Genomic DNA, 22,945 nt, shown 5'->3' with positions numbered 1-22,945 from the left:
TAACTGTTTCTTGATCCATTAACACGGAAACTTTAGTTTCTTTGGATGCTGGATTGGGCTGTGCTTGTAAATCAATTCCGCTGTAGATAAGTTTTCCAATGCTGTAGTTTCATTGTTGCTGGGTTGAATGATAATACTACTGCCCGTACTTTCTCTTTTGATGCGGTTGCCAGCATCATCGTAGGTGTAGGCTACCTCGTTCTGAGCGAATGTTATTCCTGTGAGGAATATAAATGTTGTAAAGATTGTTGTTTTCATGGTGCTGGATTTAGTCTATTTAACATAAAACTTGAAATAGAAATAATAAATAAATTATGAATTTTCTCATTAATTATTGTTTTTAATATTATACTTAAATTGAACCCCAAACCAAGGCAAAATTTGTGAACTATTTCGATTCTCATAAATTGAGATTTGATATAAAAGATAAGAGTTGACTAAAAACTGATATTTTTGATTTTTCGTTTTATAATAAACGCCTAAAGAATTAGCTGGAACAACTCTATAAATTGGAGGTTTATCTGCTGGGTGTAAAAAATCTAGATTGCTTGTAAATGTAATTGGATTTATGCTAAAAGTAGTGTTAAAACCAACTCTAACTCCTATGTTCTCTCCAAATTCGTAAAATGGAGATACATTAAAACTGTAGTTTAAAAATTTAACTTCAGGAACTGAATGCTGGTTTACTGAAGTTCCAATTCCTAATCCTACACCATAATTTCCTACAGTCTCGTATCCCAACGAGTATGCTCCATTTCTGCCAAGTAACTCTAAATATATACCATGGGATTTTATTTTAGGAACGGTATCATCTTTTAATTTGGTTGCATTTCTATTAAAATCATTAGTCGCTTTTTCAAAACTATAATTCGAAACCAAGTTCTCCCATTGGCCCATAGCATTAGTCGTTATCACTATAACACTAATAATTAAAATAAATTTACTTTTTTTCATATCTAAAAAATATAACTAATGTTAATACTAAACTAACTGAAGAAAAATTAGTAGTTGAATTTAGATTAGAATTTAAAACAAAAGTTTGCTTTCCGCTCTCTGGATCTTCTGAATATTTAACGTTCGGTATTCCTATTTTTTGCATTAAAACCCCATTGCCGTCCCTGATGTTAAAACCTTTTAAAACGGGTGGTTCAGAAAGATAATTTTTGATAGGCTCATCTTTTTTGCAAGATATAGATATCAGGAGTAATGTTAATAATAGTGTTGCTTTCATAAAGTTTTAATTACATTAATTAAATAAGCCTTTCATTAAAGATAAAATTAATTTTTATTCTTAAAACACCCGCCAAAAATCATTAATTTTAGTAGGCTCCAAATATAATTCTTGAACTTTTAGAGTAGAAGTATCTCCATTAGTTTCTAAAAATTTGCCTTCAAAATTTAAGTAAAGACTATCCTCATGAAACTTTTTTGATAACACAGGTAGCTCAACCTTGCACTTAATCAAAGTGTAATATGGTGAGATTTTTTTTGACGTAAAGTCATTGTAAATTGAATCTTTAATGACTAGTTCTCCTAAAATATTATAAACTTCATAATTGAAACTTATCAAATTAATGGAATCATTATTACATGAGGTCTTCATTTCTATCATATATGGATCATTACTCAATTGAAAACTATACAACATAACTAGTAAAGGAATCACTCTCTCAGGTTTTCTAATTTGAAAACATATTTCTTTACAGTCTGTTTGAGATTTATAACATTCTTTAACTCTGGAGGTGTTTTCATAAACTATACAACTTCCAAATAAGAATGAAGTTAAAAGGATTGAAATTATTGCGTTTATTCTCATCGTTGGATAGTTAAAGATGGATAGAAAATATTTTTTTATCATAATATTTGATCTTTACAGGTTTCTATTTTACAATTTCTATTTGTTCTTTTGAGCTATTTAAACTTTCATCAAGTTTAAAGACTACACCATTTTGGTTTTTTATTTCTCCTTGATAGGAAAAATGAATATTATATTTCCCAGAGTCTAAGTTTGGGTATAAATCAGCAATTGAATAGTTATAAATGACCTTTTTAATTTCCCCATTGTTAATCAATGTAAAATCATCTAAACAATCTGAATCCAATTTTATCTTGACTGGAGAAATGTGTTTGCCATTGATATCATTCAAAAAAGGAATGGTATTAATATAGCATCGAGGAGAGCTTATTTCCCAAACTTCGTCCGATGTATTTTCTATCACAATTTCGACCTTATTTCTATAAATATCATGCTCTGGATAATTGATGTTAATTTTAAACTTGCTATGCTGTATCTTTTGCGTAATCATAGATTTTGAATTTAAAGCACAATGGGTATGGCCAAATAAACACAAGGAAAGTACTATATAAAAAATCAACCTTCTCATAACATCAGTATTATAATTCTACTATTTGCCATAATGTGCTAAAAGAAAAATCATACGTTAGCATAAATATAAAAAGAAAAACCGGTTGATTTTGAAATGTTATTTTCAATATACTAACTTCGTTGAACTCGGTTTACGTAATTTTGCGATTAATGATGCGATTTCTTCAATATCTAATATACAGTAACCTGCTAGTAAGTACTTCTGCTGGGTCTTTGGCTTATGCTTGCGCTGTGCAGCTTGGTAATCCGCATGATGTTGGAATTGGATTTACGGTTTTCTTTGCCACACTTTTCATTTATAACATTCAGCGTATTTTGCGATTAGGAGAAATCAAAGTGAAGTCTTCGGCTCGTCACCATTGGATAGAAAATCACACCCTTTTTATAAAAATCCTTGCTGGTGTTGGAATTGTTGGTGCGGTACTCATTTACTTTTTAGTTTTGGGTTGGAATATCGATTTTTGGTTCTTGGCTTTTAGTGCCATAATCGGTGTGCTTTATGCCATGAAAATTCATCCAAAATCGATGGCATTACGCGACATTCCACATGCAAAAATCTATTTGATTGCTGCGCAATGGGCACTTGTTTGCGTTTATTGGCCTTATATGAGAATTGCTAGTTCAACAGACTTTCCAAAAGGATTGGGTTTGGCCATTTTCTTTTTTATTCTTGCGGCAACAGTTCCTTTTGATATTCGAGATTTGGTGTATGACAAAAAACAGAAATCAACGATTCCACAAGTTTTTGGAGCATTTGGTGCTAAAATCATAGCCTTGTTATTTTTAAGTATAAGTGCAATCTGTCTTTATTTTTACTTTCCTGTTATCAATCACCTTTTGTGGTTTGGAGTAAGTTATTTGGGGTTGGCAATCTTAGTCCTCCTCAGCGCAACGAAGCGACATGAGATGTTTTATTCGGGAATTATCGATGGATGGATTATCGTTTTTGCTTTGTTGATTTATGTGTTGTGAGTAGATCTATGGTTCTTTTAAGACTTCGGGATATTGTTTACTTTCCTTTAGGCCTATCGTTCTAAATTAAATTATAACATCCCGTTGGGATTAAACGGTTCTTTAGAAATAGGGATGGAATTTTACTTATTTATCTATTCCTCAACTATCGTCCTGAAAGTTAGGTTAATTCTTGGAGTTTTTACCTTTTTGGTGGGCGGTAATCGATGTAGCCAATTCGTTTGTGTTGTACCTTTCATTACGAGCAAACTGCCTTTTTCTAAAATTACAGAAACGTTTTGTTTAGTTTCTTTATGTTTGAATAGGAATTTTCGTTCAGCTCCAAAACTAAGTGATGCTATTGCACCGTTTTTCTTTAAATCTTTTTCTGCATCGCTGTGCCACGCCATTCCTTCTTCTCCACTGTGGTAGAGATTCAGCAAACAAGAATTGTAAGTTTCACCAGATTTTTCTTCGATAATTTCCTTTAATTCTAAAAGTTCTTTGGTCCAAGGCAATGCTGATTTTGTTGTTTTTGAATAGGTGTATTCGAAGGGTTCGTCTCCGTACCAAGCTACCTTTCTTTTCGTAACGATTAGTTTTCCGTAGATAATGGCTTTATCGTTTTTCCATTCAATTTTCGACATTAACTTTTCAAAATACTCTTGCGCTTGAGATTGTGAGAGCACAGGTCCATAGTAATCTACTTCACCGTCAAATGGAAGGATGTTGAGTTTGGTATTGAATAAGTCCATATTCAAAATTAGTAAATCAGATCGAATTATTTTAAAGGGAATTCAAGGAATACTATTTATCTCCCAAATACACCTATCTCTAAAGATTTCACTTTAATCATATTGATATTCAATGGTTGAAAATCTTTCTATTCCAATTTCTACTGATCTCATTTTGAATGATTCTAAACTTTTTATGTTCTTCAATTCAAAACCATGTTTCTTTTTGATGAGGTGATTTACTAATGATAATACATAGTTATCAACATATCCGTTTTCTATGTAAAAAGGTAAAATAGCGCTTGAAAATGATCGATAATTGCTCGCATCCACCTCTTTCAATTGTTGAACACTTATTTTTTCTAATAAGCGTATTGCCATTCTTTTATAGAAACTTTCTTTAGACTTATCCTGACTTTCATTGCTAAATCGATATATATTTATTGAAGGATTTGGAGGGTCATATTTATATTCATTGTGAACTAAATGCTTGTTTTTGTATTTCACACCTATTAATCGAATAAAAGCTTCAATATAGCTGTCAGGCGTATTGCATCCGTCATTACTTATTGATTTTATGGAGTAATCTAAGCCATTTTCGTCAAACAAATCCCATAATTCAAATCCGCTTTCTATCAATTTTGGTTGCTTGCCTTCAATTAGATTCCTCATCATTTCAATATAATCAATGAAAATTGGATAATGCCTTTCTCTAACATCAGATGAATCTATAAAATTCACATTTGCTCCATTCTGAACCAGAATTTTTGCTGCATTAAAATTGTAAAATCTTACTGCGAGCATCAAAGATGAAAATCCATCAATTCCTTTTGACATTCCCGTAACAACAGAATTAGCCAAAGCTGGAAATTGAATTAAATACTCCTGGATTTTAGTTGAATAGTCAAATTCTTCATCGATGATGAGTTTGAAGAATTCTCTTTCTAGTTTCTTTGTAAGTTTCTTAGGTCTTGAAGGTTTATTTTTCTTTGCCAAATACTCAACAACTCCCTCAATCACCTCTTTCGTTCTCAATATACGAAAATGTCCTGTTCCTTCAACTTCTTTAAAATCGCAAACATTCCAGTTTTTTTGAACGTTGCGTGAGCGTTCAATAGGAATCACCTTATCATTTTTGTCATGGAAAATAATTGCATTTTTTACGTTTACATTTTTAACAAAATCACTAACATTAAGTGATAGGACATCCATGTTCGTCTCTTTCTCTAATTTAGTGATTAACTTACTTTTTACCTTTTCGTTGATGCCTACCATTTCAGCAACATCGTCGATTCGTTCTTCAAATTTGTCTGGAGTAGTGATTAAAGCATATTTGTCAATTTCTAAATCAGGATTGTTGTGTAAGGCATAAGTTGTCGCAACTCCACCAAAAGAGTGGCTGATTAAATTGTTGACCTTGTATTTATCAATTAAAACACCAACAAGATTCGCAAATTCAAGCAAGCTAGTTTCTCCTTTGCTACTAAAGCCGTGAGATGGTCCGTCAAAAGCGTAGATTGTGTAACCGTCTTTTAAAAGTGGAGCTATAAAATCTGAAAAATTTCCTGCTTGACCTTCCCATCCATGAATTAAAAAGACTGTTTTACCTCCTCCTTTCCAAGTGTAAAGTTGAATATCAAAGTCATTAAACTTGAATGTTTCTTTTTCTGCTTTGTCCAAAACTTCCAATTCATTTTGACGTAATTTTCGCACTTGAGGATTCATCAATTGATCAAAAGCAAACTTTGTGATTGTAGTAGGAAAGAGAACAGATGCTAATTTGACTAGCTTTTTTTTCACGACTTTAGTTGTGTTGTTTCTTGTAAAAAACTTTATTGATTCATTTTTAGATACCCGTAAATCGCTAAATGATCTGAATAACCTCCATAATAATTAGGACCTCCATATGTTCTACTTGGTGATTTCTCTCCTTTTTTGTTGAAATACATGAATTTATCATCGTCAACTAAATACGCTTTACTTTCTTGAATATGTAAACCTTTCTCTGGAGCAACTAAGCTTGGAGAAACAATAAATTGATCCAACATTCCCCAGTCGCCACGATAATTGTAACTTCCTATTCCTTCTTCGTGCATTGGCAATGTTAAATTCACAAAATTAGATGCGTTTGAGGCAATATCTGCGCCTAAAACCTCACGAATTGATTTATTTGTTGGGTAATCGTTGAAGTCTCCCATAATAATGATTCTAGCCTCCGCATCTGTATTTCTGATAGAATCAGTTTTATAAACCAATGCTTTTGCTGCATTAATTCTCTTATATTCACTTTCCTCTGCACCACCTCTTCGCGAAGACCAGTGGTTTACAAAAACATGAAGGTCAACACTATCTTTCAGCAAACCTTTAACATAAAGAATGTCACGTGTTTTATAATCTGGTTCGTTTGGTATTGACAAGTCAATGGCTTCGTTGTATTGAATTTTGAAACGTTCATTGTCATAAACAAACGCAACGTCAATTCCTCGTACATCAGGTGCATCAGAATGAACAACTCTGTAATTACTCTGTGCTAATCTTCCTTTTTTTACTAAATCTAAAACCACAAAACGATTTTCGATTTCAGCCAATCCAATAAATAATGGGTTGTTCTCAGAAGGATGTGTTAACACTTCTGCCAACTTTTCTAGTTTGTCTTCAAACCTTTCTCCTGTCCATTCTTTTTCGCTTTCCGGCAAAAATGCTTCGTCAATAGTTTCTGGATCGTCAATAGTGTCAAAAAGATTCTCAACATTGTAGAAGAAAAAAGGATGATCTTCATACGTTTTCAATAATTCATGAGGATAAACACTGTCTTCTTTAACTGTTGTGTTTTGCTTTGAATCTTGTCGCTTTTCACCATTTCCACAGGCTACAAGAATTGATGAAGCGATGGCGAAGTAAAGTAAATTTTTAATTGTCATGAGTTGTAAAATGAGTCAATTGATATAAGGCAAAAAAAAGGGGAATTGCTTCCCCTTAAATTAATTTATTTCATGATTTTTTTCGAGATTCCTTTTGGAATACCATCCTTGTGTAAATAAACATTGATGGTTTTCAATTTGAAGTAGTTTTCAGAAACATAAAGATATCCTTCTGGGTAATTTCCTGTTCCCCAAGAATTCTTTACTAAGAAATATCTTGTTCCGTTTGCTTCTTCATAAAGCCCTGTAATGTGCATTCCATGATCGTCAGTTGTTGTTTTGTTATCATAACCTTCTTGACGCATTTCAGGTGTAACAGTGATTTCTTTAACTGGCGTTAAAAATGCATTTGACTCTTTTGAAGCACCAGCATCAGAGAAGTTTGAATTGTCTCTTCCACGTACCTTAATTGTACTTTCGTCTTCAGGAACAATCGCTAAACCTTTTCCAAAGTTAAATCCTTTTTCAGAAACATCAGCTCCCCAGGCAACAGTATATCCGTTTTCTAAAGCGCTTACTGTAGCTTCCAATAATTCATCCATTGAAACATTGTAACTTGTTCCGTTTGACCAGTTGTCAGGAATTAACAATTGTACTTCTTCATGCATTGGGAAATGTGTAAATGAAGTCAAAGAAACGTAGTCATCCATGTTCAACTTTGTAGACTCTGCAAAAGATTTTGGTGTATATTCCTTCCCTTCATAAGTAAATGTTGTAGGGTCTTCACCAAGATATGCGTCTAAAATACCACTCAATCCAGCTTTCCAGTTTTTAGATAATGCAGCATCCCCTTTGTTGTCAACATAATTCAGAACACCACCCATGTATCCATTCAATACACTGTACACTTCTTTATGGTTGTGTTTGTCTGTTCCGTAGTTCAAACCTTCATACGCTTCGATTGGAACAATTCCATATCTTTCAAAAACGTAAGGAATATCATGGAAAGCTCCACCTTGAGAGAAGTTGCTTTTACCATCCATTCTGATATAGTTCTCTGCTTTTCCTTCGTATGCCTTTCTAGCGATATACATCTGAGATAAAATTGGTGGATTCTCAACTCCTTTTCTGATCATTTCTGATTCAAAAAATGACAAAGCAGAAAAACTCCAACACGTTCCTGTGTATCCTTGAGATAATACTGGTGTTGCATCATGGTGAGCTACTTCAGTAAAAGAGTAACTTGATCCTTCAGTATTTGTGTTTTGCGCATAGGCAATTAATCCCGCAGAAAATACCGCAAGAGAAAGAATAATTTTTTTCATAACATTAATAAATTTAAAATATATTATTTTTTAAGAATCCAAACAGGTAATTCTGTTGGTATAAGTTGTTGTTTCAATGAAGAAATCTCAGATCTCTTCGTAACGTTTCCAGCAGAAACACGGTGTAAACCACCTTTAACATCAACTTTGTAGGCGTTAAATCCTTTTGATTTTAATTTTGTAATTAAATCACTAGCATTTGAAGGGTCACTAAAACATCCTACAATAGCATGATAACTATTGGATGGAATTGCATTGATGATTTCTTCTTTAACTTCAGCTTTGGTTGTTGTTTCAACCTTTCTCCAAACAGGGATAAACAAATCCTCATCCAATGGATAGGTAAAGATAGGTGTCGAGGAATTAAGATTCTCAGTAATTGAAGTAAGTTCCGTTGATGGTTTAACTTCGTCTATCGTTAAGGATTCTGCTTGTACATCTGGTTGGTATTTAGTGTCTGACTTCCCATTGAATGGATTGAAATCTTCTGTGTAAACAACTCCTGATTGTAGAACATCTGTTTTCATTGGAATCCAGAAGCTATAAAACGCAACAGGAACCAAGGCCGCAACAGCTGCGTATTTGACAAGTTTTCGAAGAATATTGCTCGAAGATTTTGTACCAACAGCTGGGTGCTCAATTTCTTTTGCATCATCAGTGTTTTGTTCCTGAATATGCTCCTCTTCAATCGCTGCTTCTGCAGTAAATGATGGAGTTATCGTTTCAACGGTTTGAACTGTTTCTATCTTTTCTTCTTCGCTAATGAATTGAACACTGCTCATTCCATATGAAGAAAGTAAAAGATTGAAAAAACGATCTTGTTCAAATGCTATTTTTCCAGCAGTATTGGTGTATAAAAAACCAACATTGTGGAAATGAACTCTTTTTCCTTCGTTTAACTGTGCTTTGATTTGTTGAACTTCTTTTGAAATAATGCTTTGTGCATCATCAAAAGATATTTGGCGGTCACTTGCAAGTTGACTTATAATTAATCCGTCATTATTACTCAAGTTTTTATTGAAACTTAAAGCTTTACTTGGTGGAGTAATTAACCCATTTTTTACATCTACTTTTGCAGATACATTATTGGCTACAAAACCTCCAAATGAAGGGATTACAACGCAATTATTGCGTAAAAGTAATGTTCCGAGAATGGCGTCCAAATGTGTCATAGTAACAAATATACAAATTTAAAGTTTTAAGTATACTGAAAGCCGTCTTAAATGTTTCAAAAATGAGACGGATAATTGCACTTATATTGAATTAAGTTTTCAAGTGTTTGATAATCTGTGTATTTTAACTTTTTAATTTTGCTAAAACAAGCTCAACATCTTCTGGCGTATCTATATTTGGCGTCTCAATTGAGGTCTCAACAACCCTGATTTTATACCCATAATACATCCATCTTAGTTGTTCTAAACTTTCTGTTTTTTCTAAAGTTGTTGGAGTTAGTTTTACCAGTTGCTTTAATGTTTTGGTTCTAAATCCGTACAAACCAATGTGTTTTAAGAAAGGATAACCTTCATCGTTTCTTTCAAATGGAATAGGACTTCTAGAGAAATATAATGCATCAGATTGATGATTGACGACCACTTTAATTCTGTTGGAATCCTTTACATCAGCAACATTGATTTTAGGTGAGCCTAGTGTGGCAATTTCAACCTCAGAATTTTCAAACGCAGAGAGTAATAAACGCAATTGTTCTGCATCAACAAGCGGTTCATCACCTTGGATGTTGACAACAATATCGAAGTCTGAAAAATGCTCAATAACTTCACCACAACGATCAGTTCCGCTTTCATGTGTAGATTTTGTAAGGATTACTTTTCCTCCAAATTCTTTTACATGATCTGCGATTTTTTCATGGTCTGTTGCAACGACTAAATCATCAAATTGATTTGAATTGTAAACACCTTCCCAAACACGTTGAATCATCGTTTTTCCGGCTAAATCAATAAGTGGTTTTCCAGGAAAACGTGTTGAAGCATATCTGGCAGGAATAATTGCGAGTTTTTTCATTGTTTTGAGAAGATTTTAATTCTGCTTAAAGATATTATTTATAATAAAAAATTGATCGATATGCACTAGATTTTAGCTTAGAGATAGGCAGATTATTTTTTAAATAAAAAATGGAAAAGAGTTTTTTAATTGGAATAAATTCTCTTATCTTAGATAGTGTTTTGATGTAAATCGCTGATTATGTGTGTTTACGTCAAGCAGTATTTAACCTAAATTAAAAAGTAAAGATTTGAAAGTTAACCACCTTAATCACCAAGTGGCGTTAACCCGATTAGAAGGAGTCGGAGCGCGAAAAGCAAAAGTTTTATTGGCCTATCTCGGTAGTGAATCCAAATTATTTGAGGATAAAATAAATCTGCGAACGGCAATTCCTGGTTTTGCTAAAGAACGCTTTCGTAAACTTAATCGTGCAAAAGCCTTAAATGAAGCGAAGTCTATTGTCGATTATGTTGAAAAGCACAATATCGATTCAACATTTTTTACCCATAAGGACTATCCTAGGAGATTAAAAGAATGTTCTGATGGCCCAATTTTGTTGTATCACCAAGGAAACTTTGATTTTAATCCACCCAAAACCATAGCAATTGTCGGAACAAGAAACATGACCAGCTATGGAAAGCAATTGATAAATGAATTGATTGCTGCCATTGCACCTTATAACGTTCAAGTAGTTTCTGGATTAGCTTATGGCGTGGATGGTTATACCCACGAAAAATGTTTGGAGCATGGCATCCCGACCATCGGAGTTTTAGGACACGGTTTAGATAGGGTTTATCCAAGTGCTCATAAAAACATTGCACGAAAAATGATTGAAACTAAAGGATGTGGTTTGTTAACAGAATTTCCACACAATACCAAACCTGATAGAGAGAATTTCCCACAACGAAATAGAATAGTTGCAGGAATGACTGATGCAACAATCGTAATTGAAAGTGGAGCAAAAGGAGGTTCTTTAATTACAGCTTATATTGCCAATGGATACAGTAGAGATGTTTTTGCTTTCCCAGGAAATGTGGATCGTCCTTTTTCAAAAGGCTGTAATCGTTTGATCAGTGAAAGTAAGGCTCATCTCATTACAAATGGTAAAGATTTGATCCGATTGATGGACTGGAAGGTTGAAGACAAAGAGGCAGTGGTGCAAACGGATTTGTTTGAAGGATTGAATGGAGACGAAAAATCAGTAGTAAAAACAATTAAGGAATTTGAGAAAATTTCATTGGATGTATTGTCTGTCCGATTGAAAAAGCCAGTAAACTTTTTAAGTAGTCTCTTGCTTGGTTTAGAACTACGTGGTGTGGTGATGACTTTACCTGGAAAGAAATATACCTTGAGTCGTTTGTGTTGAGAAGTGTTTTGATTCCGCAAGTTTATATTATTTTTAAAACAGTCGTGCTCAATCGATTTTATATATTTGTAAAACTGGAAAGTGGTATGACCAAACTGATTGCTATGAAAACATTAAGTAACTGTACATGAGGAAACTTTTTTTTAAATTGGAAACAGTAGTTTTCTTGGTAGCATTATTGATTGTCTACGGATTTAATCATTCCATTTTCTTTCGACTTAATGATGTTTTATTTGCAGGTGATGGAGATGGTATAAAGAATTATTATACCTACTTATATCATGCAAAACACGATGATTCATTTTGGGGTTTTACTGGAATGAATTACCCTTTCAATGAACATATTGTATATACTGATGGACATCCTTTATTGTCTTATTGTATCAACCTTCTTGGACTCTCGAATTATGGAATTGGAATACTCAATTTCCTTATGCTTATTTCAATCCCGATTGCGGTATTTTTCCTCTTTAAAATATTGAAACATTATGGGGTTCAGCGTTTCTGGTGCTTTTTGTCAAGTATCACTATTGCATTTATGACTCCACAATTGTTTCGAATGTCTGGACATTTGTCACTCTCTTATTCATTCGCGATTCCTTTAATGTGGTGGCTGTTAATCCAGTTAACCCATTCTAATCGTCGATTATGGCTTGCGCTTTATGTGTTACTTTTGATTTGGACATTTTTTACTCATCCGTATTTGGGTCTAATTATTTCAGTTTTTGGACTGAGTTATGGTTTTGTTTTTTGGTTATTCAATACGAAAGAATGGAAGCTTTATTTAATAAAAATTGGAGCTCCAATTTTGTTCATCATCGTTTTGTTTCAAGTCATAGTGGCTTTCACCGATTCACACAGTGACCGGATGAAAACTCCTGTTGGGTTCTTTGATTACTATGCAGATTGGAATTCCTTGCTTTTTCCTCATCATGGGCCTTTTTCATTTATGATTGATTTGTTTTCTTTGGGTGCAGTAAAATGGGAAACGTGGTCTTACCTTGGGTTTTTTACCATCGTTTTGATGGTTTTAGCATTGTTGTTTTTAATCTTCAACTTCTGGAAACTGGATAGAAAGGAGATATTTTCTCAATCCATTTTTAAAGTCCACTTAGCGGGTTTTTTAGTGTTGCTTTTTTCATTTTGTATTCCATTTAAGTATGAATTTTTTAAGCCAATTGTTGATCTGTTAACTCCGCTTAAGCAATTTAGAGTGTTGGGACGTTTTACATGGGTTTATTTCTATGTGTTAACAGTGTCTATGGTTGTTTTTCTACAATATTTATTTTCTGTTTCAAAACGTTTTAAAACACCTATTAAAGCGTTTTATATACTTGGAATTACAGCTACTTTCTTAGAAATAATCCCAGCACATCAAGACGTTTCGAATTCAATTTCTGAACATCAAAATACCTTTAAAAAAGAACATCTTTCTGAAGAATTGAGTGAACTGGTTGAATGGACAAATCAGCAAAATTATGATGCGGTCTTATTTTTACCTTTTACACATTTATCTAGTGAAAATATTGTTCTTCAAGGTTCAGAAAAAGCAAGTTTTGAAGCGATGATGTTGAGTTTTCATACACAAACCCCTTTGCTGAATACGGTGACATCGCGAACATCGGTACAAGAGGCTGTTTTGATGCATAATTTGTTTGCTCCAGATTATATTGAAAAACACATTTTTGATCATATCCCTGAAGAAAGTGAAATAGTTGTGATGATGAATAAGGAGGAGCTAAACCCTAATGAAAAACGCATCGTCAATACCAGTGAATTACGTTACGAAAATGACGAGTTTAAGGTATATCACTTTTCAAAAGAAAATTGGAACAATTCCAAAGCTTTTGATGCGGTACTTACTCAGAATGAAGCTGCCAATCATATCTTGTCTAATAATTGGAGAGCAGATACCAATGAAGTATGGTTTTTCTACGAAGGTTTTGAGAATCAAAAAAGTGATCTTGCCATGGCTGGTGAAGGAGCTTTTGAATCAGTAAAACATGAATATGATATAATATTAGACAGTTTAGATTTTCCTACTCCTGGTACTTATCGTTGTAGCTTTTGGTATAATATGAAAGTTGATCGTGTGAATCAGTTTGGATTTATAGAACATGATTATGCAGTAAGGAAATCGGTTTGGTCAGATATTGTTAAAATTCGAGAGAGTAATTTAATTGTTGGAGATTGGATTCGTGCAAGCTTTGATTTTGAAGTTGATGAAAATGTAAAGACTTCTCGTTTTGTTCTATCAACAAAAGCTTCCGATGCTACTTTTGTGATTGATGAAATACTGATTCAGAAAGTAGGAGATCCATCCTTGTTTAAGGAAGAGTTAAAAGATGGGGAGGAATTTGTTGTTTATAATAATGATTGGATTTCGGTTAAATCATTTTCGCATTAAAACTTTCAAGAAATTAAATGATTCCTTTGCTAGAATTTTTGGGTTTACCTTGCTGAACACAATGTTTGGTTTTAAATCAACATGAACAGTTGAATACTTTAATTTTCTTTTTCCAATCAGTTTTACAAACTCTAGATCAAATAAAAATCGATCAATTGTGGTGGTCAAAAATAACAAGGCTCCTTTTTCATTGAATCCTTTTATTCCACATTGTGTGTCATCAGTTGGGAGTTTTAAAAAGAATTTAAAAGAAGCTCTTAAGGTTTGTGATATTAGCTTGCGAACCAAAGGTGTGTTTTCGTAGTAAGACTGGTCCCTATTTCCTAAAGCGACATCCACCTTTCCTTGATTGACCGTTTTGTAGATGGAAAGAAAGCTCTCTGTAGTATAAGGAAAGTCAATATCTGTATAGACAACTGGGAAATTTTGAACATTTTCTACTCCTTTCCTCAAAGCATATCCTTTACCACGATTTTCTGCATAGGAAATGTATTTTAAAAGTGGAATTTTTGATTCCAAATAGTCAATTTCCTTTCGAGAAACATTTTTTGTAGAACCATCATTGACGATTACTAAATCAATTTCTATCGCTAGTCTCTTTTTTAATTCTTGGTAAACATCAACAACTGTTTCTTCCCAACCAATGATAGGGTTGTAGCAAGGTAAAACAATTGTAAAAGACTGTGATGTTTGCATTGTCATGCGAATTTAATCAGACATTTCTCAAAAAGAAATGAACGGGCTAAATTATCTTATATTGTTTATTTGGCTTTAGTGTTCATTGAATTGCCTAAAAACAAGAAGAGCAACAAGATTTCTCTTATTGCTCTCTAAAGTTATAAAGCTTTGTACTTCAGTTTTGAATTATAATCAAAACTACTTAAATTCTTTGTATGCTTCTTGTAGATTGTCAGAAATCATTTGAGCCGTAACACCCTCAATATGATGACGCTCTAAGAAGTGTACTAATTTTCCATCTTTAAATAAAGCAACAGATGGAGAAGATGGAGGGTAAGGCAAAAAGTATTTTCTTGCTTGGTTTGTCGCTTCACCGTCAACACCAGCAAAAACTGTTGCCATTGCATCTGGTTTTACCTCTCCTGTAAGTGAGTGTTTTACACCTGGACGCATATTTCCAGCAGCACAACCACATACACTGTTTACAACCATTAATAAGGTTCCTTTAGAATCCTTGATCATGTTGTCAACATCTTCTGGTGATGTTAAGTCCTTGAATCCTACTGAAGTTAAATCTTCCTTCATTGGAGCAACTAGTTCTGGTGGATACATATATCTAATTTTTAAAATTTCGTTTGGACAAAGTTAATAAGCAAAGTTTGAATAAAAGATTTTTTAAACTTTATTTTAACTTAAATTGAATTTTTGGGCAGGAAGTACTTCTTGTAAAATCGTTGAATGTCGACTTCTTTGTCTAATTCTTTACCATTTAACAAGTTCTCAATAAATGCAATAGCAAAGTAAGGAGCGATCATGTATCCTTTAGCGCCAAGTCCGTTGAAAATATAGAGGCCTTTTTGCGTTGGATGTTCGCCTATTAAAGGTCTTCTGTCTGCAACTGCAGGTCTAATTCCTGCTTCGTGTCCAGTGACTTTAATTTTTGCCGAACTTAATAATTTGTAATTTTCGAGAATATCCGTTTTTGCTTTTTCAGTGGGTGAAGGGTCTTTAGTGTTCCAAGCATAAGTAGAACCTAATTTAAAATCACCATATTCGGTTGGAAGAATAAAGCATTTTTTATTGAGTATTTCAGATTTGTTAAAGGTTTCAGATTCTATATTAAGAACTTCTCCTTTCGCATTTTTAAAAGGAAGATAACCAAAATAGGGGTTGTCTTCTCCTTTAAAGCCTTCACAAAAGATGAGGTGAGTGTATTGCTCGCCATTATACGTTTTAGCTGAAATATCTAATTTGTCAAAATCAAATTGTGCGTATTCGAGAAGCTGTTTCTCTTGGAAATACTGGTGATTAGACTCCATAAATGCTTTTGCATCGATGTAGCCAGGTGTATTGATAAAGCCATTTCCAAAAGGAGCATTTAAGAATTCAGGGGCGTCTTTTTCAGGTGAATTGATGTAGTTGTTGTAAGCATCGTCCTCCAGACGTTCCATCCATAAATCTCGTTCGTGTTGAGAGGCAAAAGCGCGTCTGAGTTTTCGCTGAAAGAAAAAACGAGCATTAATTTTATTTTCAATTTCTGAATAAAATTTTTGCAAACAAGGAATGAGGTCATCACCACGCCACGTTTTAATCATTCTACGGAAAGTCATTGGATTGATCATCCCTGCAGCAACCTTAGAACTGTGATTGATGCCTTGGTCGATGATTCTAAACGAAATATTATTCTTTTCTAATTGATGGGCCAGACAAATTCCAGAAAGGCCACCTCCAACGATAATTACTTTCACGTTTTAATGATGTTTACACTTCAGGTTCTAAAGCAGGTGTGACAGTAAGTTTTAGTCTTTCTAAATCTAACTTTTCTTTCAATGGTTTGATGTATTCAAAAAATTCAGGTTTAACCTCTTCTTTCATTGGTTCTGATTTTGGGAATTTTTCTGATCGATGATTAATTTGACGACCATTTTTCCAGAATCGGTAACAAACGTGTGGACCTGTTGCGGCTCCCGTTGAACCTACATAACCAATTACATCTCCTTGTTTTACCCTAACACCTGGACGAATTCCGTTGGCAATTTTGCTCATATGCAAATACTGAGTGTCGTATGTTTTGTTGTGACGGATCTTTACATAAATTCCATTTCCACGGCTGCGAGAAGCTTTTGAAATTGTACCGTCTGCTGTCGCTAAGATTGGAGTTCCTGTTGGTGCTGCATAATCTGTCCCTAAATGAGGCCTTCTCGTTTTGTATATTGGATGTAGTCTATTCATGTTAAAAGACGAACTGATACGAGAGAACTTTACTGGAGACATTAAGAAAGGGCGTTTCATTTCGTTGGCTTTGTCGTCATAATAGCCAGAAACCTCTCCAGTCGAATCTGTAAAATTAAAAGCATATAATCCTTCGTTGGCATGTTCAAACCAAACATATTTGATTTTATCTACTGAGTAGGGAACTCCATCAACGCTTTTTTCATCGTAATAAACAACAAACTTATCTCCAGCCTGTAATTTAAAGAAGTCAACACTCCATGCATAAACGCCTTCAATTGCATCAGAAATTGCAGCAGTCATCATGTAATTGTCAAAGTTTTTTCCAAGTTCCACAGAAAGATTTGAATTTTTTTCAATTCTACCACTCACCATCTTTTCTTGTATTTCAATAGGTCGTTCTTCTTTGCGAATGCCTACTGAATCTGAGTTGAAATCAAAAGTTACATAAGAAAATACATCAGGTTCATACACTAAGTATTTTGGTGCGTTGCTTGTATCTTTTTTCGATTTTAAAGTCATGAAAGGTTTTCCAGCAAGGATATATTTCATGTCGATTAAACTGTCTTTCAACCTTTCTGCTGTAGTGTTGATGGTGTATTGATTGATGTCGAAATCTTCAAAAAGATTATTCCATGTCCAACCTTGTTCAACAGTGTCATATTTTACAATATACTCGTCGAGATCGAAGCCGAATGTCAAATCCTCCTCTACAAAAACAGTGTCTTCCAAAGTGATGTCTTCAACTTCAACCTTTTTAGATTGGCTGCAAGAATTTGTGAAGAATAAGAGTGTGAAAAACAAGAATGCAAAATGAAAACTTTTCATAACGACTAAAGCTACTTTATATGTTGCAAAGATTGGTTAACGCGCTGTTAGTGAATTAATTAGCGATCTTTGCTTTAAAATTTATGTCCAAATTTAATGACTTTAGGTAGTTTATCGAAGGAATTAACGCTAAAATTTGAAACTTATTCTCTTCTATTCTAACGAAATATTAACTTTGCAGTTCAAATTTATAACAATGAAGATATTACTTTTAGGTTCAGGAGGACGAGAACATGCATTGGCTTGGAAATTATCAAGAAGCAGTACCTTAGACGCATTATTTATTGCACCTGGAAACGCAGGGACAAGAGAGTTTGGAGACAATATTTCAGTTGATCCTTGTGATTTTGAGGCGGTGAAGAAAGTTGTTTTAGAAAAAGGAATTGATATGGTTGTTGTTGGTCCTGAAGCGCCATTAGTAGCTGGTATTTCAGACTTTTTTAAGGCCGACGAAGATTTGAAGAATGTGTCTGTAATTGGACCAAACAAAGAAGCTTCACAATTAGAAGGAAGTAAAGATTTTGCAAAGGATTTTATGAATCGTCATAACATTCCCACAGCAAAACATAAAACATTTACAAAAGACACCATCAAGGAAGGTTTTGCGTTTTTAGAACGTTTAAAAGCTCCTTACGTTTTAAAAGCTGATGGTTTAGCAGCAGGAAAAGGTGTTTTAATCTTAGAGGATTTACACGAAGCTAAAAAAGAATTTTCTTCAATGTTATTGGACAATAAATTTGGAGGAGCAGGCGCAAGAGTTGTGATCGAAGAATTCTTGAAAGGAACAGAGATGTCAACATTTGTATTAACAGATGGAGATGGATTCAAGGTTTTACCAGAAGCTAAAGATTATAAAAGAATTGGAGAAGGAGATACAGGTTTAAACACCGGTGGAATGGGAGCAGTTTCTCCAGTGCCATTTGCTGAAGGTAAATTCTCAGATAAAGTTTACAATCAAATTATTGTTCCTACAATAAAAGGGTTGAAAGCAGATGGAATTGAATACAATGGATTTATCTTTATTGGTATTATAGAAGTAGCTGGTGAACCATATGTTATTGAATATAACTGTCGTTTAGGTGATCCAGAAACAGAGGTGATTCTTCCTCGATTAAAATCAGATTTGGTTGACTTATTTGAAGGTGTAGCAACGCAAACTTTATCAGAACGCGATATTGAATTTGATCCGAGAACTGCTACAACAGTAATGATGGTTTCGGGTGGTTATCCTGAGGCTTATCAAAAAGGAAAAATGATTTACGGATTAAATGCAGCCAACAATAGTTTGATTTTCCATGCGGGAACAGCTTCTGACGGTCCTGCGGTTACAACTGCTGGAGGTAGAGTTTTAGCTGTAACATCATTTGGAAAAGACATTGAGGATGCATTAGAAACTTCTTATGCTACAATCGAAAATATTGAGTTTGAAGGAGCATACTATAGAAAAGATATAGGGCAAGATTTAATATAGCATAATTTTTTTTCTACATTAGTACCCAATATATTATATGGATCCATCGAGTTTAATCGTTATCGTTATCGCTATCTGTGCATCTGCGTTTTTCTCAGGTATGGAGATTGCATTCATTACTGCGAATCGATTGAAAATAGAATTGGATAGCCAAAAAGGCTCTTTTTCTGGTCGTGTTCTCGCGAATTTCGTTAAAAATGACAGTCGATTTATTGCTACAATGTTGTTAGGAAATAATATCGCACTAGTTGTTTATGGGATTTGGATGGCGAAAATTATGCAGCCTTGGATTGAGCCATGGGTTGGTGGAAGCGAAGCGGCGGTATTGCTAGTTCAAACCATTTTGTCTACTTTGTTAATATTGGTGACAGCAGAATTTATTCCGAAAGCCACTTTTCAAATTAATCCAAATCGTGTGCTCCAATTTCTGTCTTTTCCATTAGCGTTGATTTATGGATTGCTTTATCCGTTAACGATTTTCACAATGACCATCAGTAATGGCTTGTTGAATTTGTTTGGAATGGATACCAAAAGTGGGGAATTGGTCTTTTCAAAGATTGATTTGGATGATTATGTTCGTGACCTCAATGAACGAATGGAAGATGAAAACGAGCTGGATAATGAGATGCAAATTCTACAAAATGCAATTGGCTTTTCAGATGTAAAAGCAAGAGATTGTATGATTCCTCGAACAGAAATTGTTGCCTTAGATATTGAATCTTCAATTGACGAATTAAGGATACGATTTATTGAAACAGGTTTATCCAAAATCTTGATTTATAGAGATACCATTGATAATATTATTGGTTATGTCCATAGTTTTGAATTGTTCAAAAAACCGAAAAGAATTAAAGAGGTTTTGATACCGATTGGTTTTGTTCCAGAAGCAGTTTTAGCCAAAAATTTATTGGAATTATTCGCCAAACAACATGGAAATATTGCCGTAGTTGTAGATGAATATGGAGGAACATCTGGTTTAATCACAATTGAAGATGTAGTAGAAGAAATTTTTGGAGATATTGAAGATGAACACGATATGGATCAGCTGTTGGAACAGCAAATCGATGAAACTACTTATTTGTTTTCTGCTCGACAAGATATCGATCATATAAATGAAACTTATGGATTTGAATTAGAAGAGTCTAGTGAATACGAAACTTTGGGAGGTCTTGTCTTGCATTATTTAGAGTCAATTCCTGAAGAAGGAACGGTCCTAGAGTTGGAAGATTTCAGTATGAGAATAGAAGCCGTTTCCGATCGAAGAATAGAAGTTATTCGTTTAAAGAAACATACAAATAATTAAGATTCTATTTTTAGTCGTCTTTATCCTTTCATATTTTGAATCATAATATTATATTCGCAACCTTAAATTAAACAGAGAAAATGGCATTAATTGGAAAAATACGCGAGAAATCGTGGCTATTGATTGCAGTAATAGGTATTGCAATGCTTGCATTTATTATTGGTGACCTAGATTCTATCGGAAGTGGTCCTCAAGAAGATGTATATGGTATAGGTACTGTAAATGGGGAGAAAGTTGATGAAGAACAATATAACCAGTTCTTAAATAATGCACGTAATAGCATTATGCAAAGTAAACAGCAACAAAACCCTACAGAGCAAGTAAGATTTACTGACGCTGATGATCAAAGAGCAATTCGACAAGCTTGGCAAACATCATTGATCAACGAATTGATGGCAAAAGAATACCAAGAAGTTGGTCTTGTAGTGGATGAATACGAATTGGAAAATGTTCTTTACGGTTCTAATGGTTACACTCCATCTGTACTTTCAGAGCAATTTAAAGACTCAGTAACTGGTGAATTTGCACCGGATCAATTACGTCAAGCTTTAGAAGATTTGCAAGCTTCTCCTGAACCAGGTGCTGCACAACAGTACAACGATTTAATGGAGTATGTGAGACAAATGAGAATGGAGGAAAAGTACAATACTTTAATCTCTTCAGGTGTTCATGCTACAACATTGGAAGCGAAAAATGAATTCGATGCTAAGAAAACGGTAAAAAATGTAACTTACGTTTACCAAAGTTTTTCTCAGGTTCCTAACGATGCAATTGGAGAGCCAACAGAAGAAGAGTTAAAAACTTATTTCGAAGAGCATAAAAATGAGAGCAAGTACCAGCAAAAAGCAAGTCGTAAAATTGCTTATTTCGCAATAGATGTAAAACCAAGTAAAGAAGATTCTACTTCTTCTTTTGATCGTTTGAATAAGTTAAAACCTAAATTTGAAGCAACGAAGAATGATTCGGCTTTTGTTCTACGTTTTAGTGATGTTAAGAAATATGCGAATGATTCAACTGCTATGGCTAAGCCAGAAGGTTCTGCAAATCAAGGGTTGACTTACCCAGCTTCTGTAGCTTCAGAAATGGAGAATGCGAAAGAAGGTGAAGTGGTTGGACCTTATGTTGGAAGAGGTGGTGCAATGATTTCTAAAGTTATTGGTTTCGGTGAAGAAGAAACTGCAACTGTACGCCATATCTTATTGAATGCAAAATTGCCAGAAGAAGTTGAGGCAGCACAAGCTAAAGCTGATAGTCTTATCAAAGTAATCAAGTCGAAAAATAATTTCGAAGAGATGGTTACTGAATTTAGTGAAGATCCAGGATCAGTAAACAACGGAGGTAAATATGAAAAGTTCCCTAAAGGACAAATGGTGCCTGAGTTTAATGATTTCTCTTTCTATAAGCCTATAGGAACAATTGGAACAGTGAAAACGTCTTATGGAATTCACATTGTTGAAGTATTAGATCGTGAAGCTACAAAGCGTCCAATCCTAGCAAATATCATTTTAAATGTAGAAGCAACAAAAACTACAGCTGACCAAGTGAATAGTGAAGCTTCAAACTATATTTATGACTTAGATGAAAAATTCCAAGGTAAATCATTAGAAGAAAAAAACACAATCTTTAAGGAATACGCAGTTGAAAACGGATACACAGTGCGTTCAGCGACGATTCTTGATGAAGAGCCAAGTGTTACAGCTTTCAATGAAATTGCAGAAGGAAGAATCTTGAGAATGGCTTACGAAGAAGATAGTAAAGCTGGTACAATTAGTTCTTCACCAATTCGTGATAAAAACAGAATTATTGTTGCTTTCATTTCTGATATCGTGGAAGAAGGTACACCAAAATTTGAAACGGTTAAAGATGTAATGCGTGCTGATCTGCGTAAAGAGAAACAAGCGAATTACTTGATTGATCAAATGATAGACCGTAAAGATCTACAAGCATTGTCAACTGAGTTGGGTGCTAAGTTAGAATCTGAAGGATTGACATTCTCTGCAAGTAATGTTGCTGTAGGACGTGAGCCGCAAATTATTGGAACAGCATTCTCTGGATTAATGGATGGAGAAACTTCTGTACCTGTAAAAGGAACAAATGGAGTATTTGTTTTAAGAGTAGACCAAACAACTCCAGCTCCAGAAACAACAGATTTCTCTGCTGAAAAAGAGCAAATCAAATCGCAAAGAGAAACAACAATTAAGAATCAATTTAGAACAGCTTTAATTGAATCAGCGAAGGTTATTGACAATAGAAAATTAAGAAGATACGGAATTAGATAATCCGATATTCTAGATATTAAAAAAACCGTCTCGAGCAATCGTAGACGGTTTTTTTGTGACTATAAATTTAAAGTGTACCCTAGTTTTATAAAGGATGGTTTTTTAGTTTTTGTATCAAACCCTATA

At 34.0% G+C, this 22,945-nt stretch carries 21 protein-coding genes; 6 read left to right on the top strand and 15 right to left on the bottom strand.

The genetic code is table 11. The features are described 5' to 3' along the window. Nucleotides 1-18 precede the first annotated feature (18 nt). The 5 genes from DXU93_RS01380 to DXU93_RS01360 form a co-directional block, all read right to left on the bottom strand. Nucleotides 19-258, bottom strand: a complete 240-nt coding sequence (locus DXU93_RS01380) for a hypothetical protein (RefSeq protein WP_116879447.1) — start codon at nucleotides 256-258, stop codon at nucleotides 19-21. 69 nt (nucleotides 259-327) lie between these two features. Further along, nucleotides 328-954: a hypothetical protein gene (locus DXU93_RS01375; RefSeq protein ID WP_116879446.1), complete on the bottom strand. Its 627-nt coding sequence runs from the start codon at nucleotides 952-954 to the stop codon at nucleotides 328-330. Continuing rightward, nucleotides 941-1,231: a hypothetical protein gene (locus DXU93_RS01370; RefSeq protein WP_116879445.1), complete on the bottom strand. Its 291-nt coding sequence runs from the start codon at nucleotides 1,229-1,231 to the stop codon at nucleotides 941-943. The genes DXU93_RS01375 and DXU93_RS01370 overlap by 14 nt, the downstream gene beginning before the upstream one ends. A 60-nt stretch (nucleotides 1,232-1,291) precedes the next feature. Further along, nucleotides 1,292-1,816, bottom strand: a complete 525-nt coding sequence (locus tag DXU93_RS01365; RefSeq protein ID WP_116879444.1) for a hypothetical protein — start codon at nucleotides 1,814-1,816, stop codon at nucleotides 1,292-1,294. Between the two features lie 64 nt (nucleotides 1,817-1,880). Beyond that, nucleotides 1,881-2,306 carry a hypothetical protein gene (locus DXU93_RS01360; protein WP_116879443.1) on the bottom strand — a complete coding sequence of 142 codons (426 nt, stop codon included), beginning with the start codon at nucleotides 2,304-2,306 and terminating at the stop codon, nucleotides 1,881-1,883. Nucleotides 2,307-2,536: 230 nt separating this feature from the next. Between DXU93_RS01360 and DXU93_RS01355 the strand changes: the two genes are divergently transcribed. After that, nucleotides 2,537-3,358 carry a UbiA prenyltransferase family protein gene (locus DXU93_RS01355; RefSeq protein ID WP_116879442.1) on the top strand — a complete coding sequence of 274 codons (822 nt, stop codon included), beginning with the start codon at nucleotides 2,537-2,539 and terminating at the stop codon, nucleotides 3,356-3,358. Nucleotides 3,359-3,492: 134 nt separating this feature from the next. Here DXU93_RS01355 and DXU93_RS01350 read toward each other — a convergent pair whose 3' ends face one another. From DXU93_RS01350 to kdsB, 6 genes are all read right to left on the bottom strand, one after another. Continuing rightward, nucleotides 3,493-4,092, bottom strand: a complete 600-nt coding sequence (locus DXU93_RS01350; protein WP_116879441.1) for an alpha-ketoglutarate-dependent dioxygenase AlkB family protein — start codon at nucleotides 4,090-4,092, stop codon at nucleotides 3,493-3,495. 93 nt (nucleotides 4,093-4,185) lie between these two features. Next, a complete protein-coding gene (locus tag DXU93_RS01345; RefSeq protein WP_116879440.1) occupies nucleotides 4,186-5,871 on the bottom strand; it encodes an alpha/beta hydrolase in 1,686 nt (561 codons plus the stop codon). 32 nt (nucleotides 5,872-5,903) lie between these two features. Further along, complete coding sequence (locus DXU93_RS01340) at nucleotides 5,904-6,992, bottom strand: endonuclease/exonuclease/phosphatase family protein (RefSeq protein ID WP_116879439.1); 1,089 nt, start codon at nucleotides 6,990-6,992, stop codon at nucleotides 5,904-5,906. Nucleotides 6,993-7,057: 65 nt separating this feature from the next. Beyond that, nucleotides 7,058-8,257: a C1 family peptidase gene (locus tag DXU93_RS01335; RefSeq protein WP_116879438.1), complete on the bottom strand. Its 1,200-nt coding sequence runs from the start codon at nucleotides 8,255-8,257 to the stop codon at nucleotides 7,058-7,060. A 23-nt stretch (nucleotides 8,258-8,280) separates the two neighbouring features. Next, nucleotides 8,281-9,429: an HU domain-containing protein gene (locus tag DXU93_RS01330; RefSeq protein WP_116879437.1), complete on the bottom strand. Its 1,149-nt coding sequence runs from the start codon at nucleotides 9,427-9,429 to the stop codon at nucleotides 8,281-8,283. A 124-nt stretch (nucleotides 9,430-9,553) separates the two neighbouring features. Next, nucleotides 9,554-10,276, bottom strand: coding sequence for a 3-deoxy-manno-octulosonate cytidylyltransferase (gene kdsB / locus DXU93_RS01325; RefSeq protein ID WP_116879436.1), 723 nt, complete (start codon nucleotides 10,274-10,276; stop codon nucleotides 9,554-9,556). Nucleotides 10,277-10,505: 229 nt separating this feature from the next. Here kdsB and dprA point away from each other — a divergent pair, with 229 nt between their 5' ends. After that, nucleotides 10,506-11,621 (top strand): DNA-processing protein DprA, encoded by a 1,116-nt coding sequence (gene dprA, locus DXU93_RS01320; protein WP_116879435.1) that lies wholly within the window; start codon nucleotides 10,506-10,508, stop codon nucleotides 11,619-11,621. A gap of 127 nt (nucleotides 11,622-11,748) precedes the next feature. Further along, a complete protein-coding gene (locus DXU93_RS01315; protein ID WP_116879434.1) occupies nucleotides 11,749-14,028 on the top strand; it encodes a glycosyltransferase family protein in 2,280 nt (759 codons plus the stop codon). Here DXU93_RS01315 and DXU93_RS01310 read toward each other — a convergent pair. The 4 genes from DXU93_RS01310 to DXU93_RS01295 all read right to left on the bottom strand — a co-directional run bounded on the left by DXU93_RS01310 (nucleotide 14,014) and on the right by DXU93_RS01295 (nucleotide 17,766). Beyond that, nucleotides 14,014-14,724 (bottom strand): glycosyltransferase family 2 protein, encoded by a 711-nt coding sequence (locus DXU93_RS01310; protein WP_165851310.1) that lies wholly within the window; start codon nucleotides 14,722-14,724, stop codon nucleotides 14,014-14,016. The genes DXU93_RS01315 and DXU93_RS01310 overlap by 15 nt on opposite strands. Nucleotides 14,725-14,904: 180 nt before the next feature. Then, complete coding sequence (locus tag DXU93_RS01305) at nucleotides 14,905-15,318, bottom strand: BrxA/BrxB family bacilliredoxin (protein WP_116879432.1); 414 nt, start codon at nucleotides 15,316-15,318, stop codon at nucleotides 14,905-14,907. Nucleotides 15,319-15,398: 80 nt separating this feature from the next. Continuing rightward, the gene (locus DXU93_RS01300; protein ID WP_116879431.1) at nucleotides 15,399-16,454 is read right to left on the bottom strand and encodes an NAD(P)/FAD-dependent oxidoreductase; all 1,056 of its coding nucleotides are present in this window, start codon (nucleotides 16,452-16,454) and stop codon (nucleotides 15,399-15,401) included. Nucleotides 16,455-16,467: 13 nt separating this feature from the next. Beyond that, complete coding sequence (locus tag DXU93_RS01295) at nucleotides 16,468-17,766, bottom strand: peptidoglycan DD-metalloendopeptidase family protein (protein ID WP_116879430.1); 1,299 nt, start codon at nucleotides 17,764-17,766, stop codon at nucleotides 16,468-16,470. A 196-nt stretch (nucleotides 17,767-17,962) separates the two neighbouring features. On the opposite strand from DXU93_RS01295, the gene purD reads away from it, so the two are divergent. The 3 genes from purD (at nucleotide 17,963) to DXU93_RS01280 (ending at nucleotide 22,819) form a co-directional block, all read left to right on the top strand. Next, complete coding sequence (gene purD / locus DXU93_RS01290) at nucleotides 17,963-19,237, top strand: phosphoribosylamine--glycine ligase (RefSeq protein ID WP_116879429.1); 1,275 nt, start codon at nucleotides 17,963-17,965, stop codon at nucleotides 19,235-19,237. A 37-nt stretch (nucleotides 19,238-19,274) separates the two neighbouring features. Then, nucleotides 19,275-20,540: a hemolysin family protein gene (locus DXU93_RS01285; protein WP_116879428.1), complete on the top strand. Its 1,266-nt coding sequence runs from the start codon at nucleotides 19,275-19,277 to the stop codon at nucleotides 20,538-20,540. An 80-nt stretch (nucleotides 20,541-20,620) separates the two neighbouring features. After that, nucleotides 20,621-22,819 carry a peptidylprolyl isomerase gene (locus DXU93_RS01280; RefSeq protein ID WP_116879427.1) on the top strand — a complete coding sequence of 733 codons (2,199 nt, stop codon included), beginning with the start codon at nucleotides 20,621-20,623 and terminating at the stop codon, nucleotides 22,817-22,819. Nucleotides 22,820-22,945: the final 126 nt, after the last annotated feature.

It is taken from the genome of Brumimicrobium aurantiacum (assembly GCF_003402975.1).
In the GTDB taxonomy this organism is placed as follows: Bacteria; Bacteroidota; Bacteroidia; order Flavobacteriales_D; family Crocinitomicaceae; genus Brumimicrobium; species Brumimicrobium aurantiacum.
This window is presented reverse-complemented; position numbering and strand designations above follow the sequence as displayed.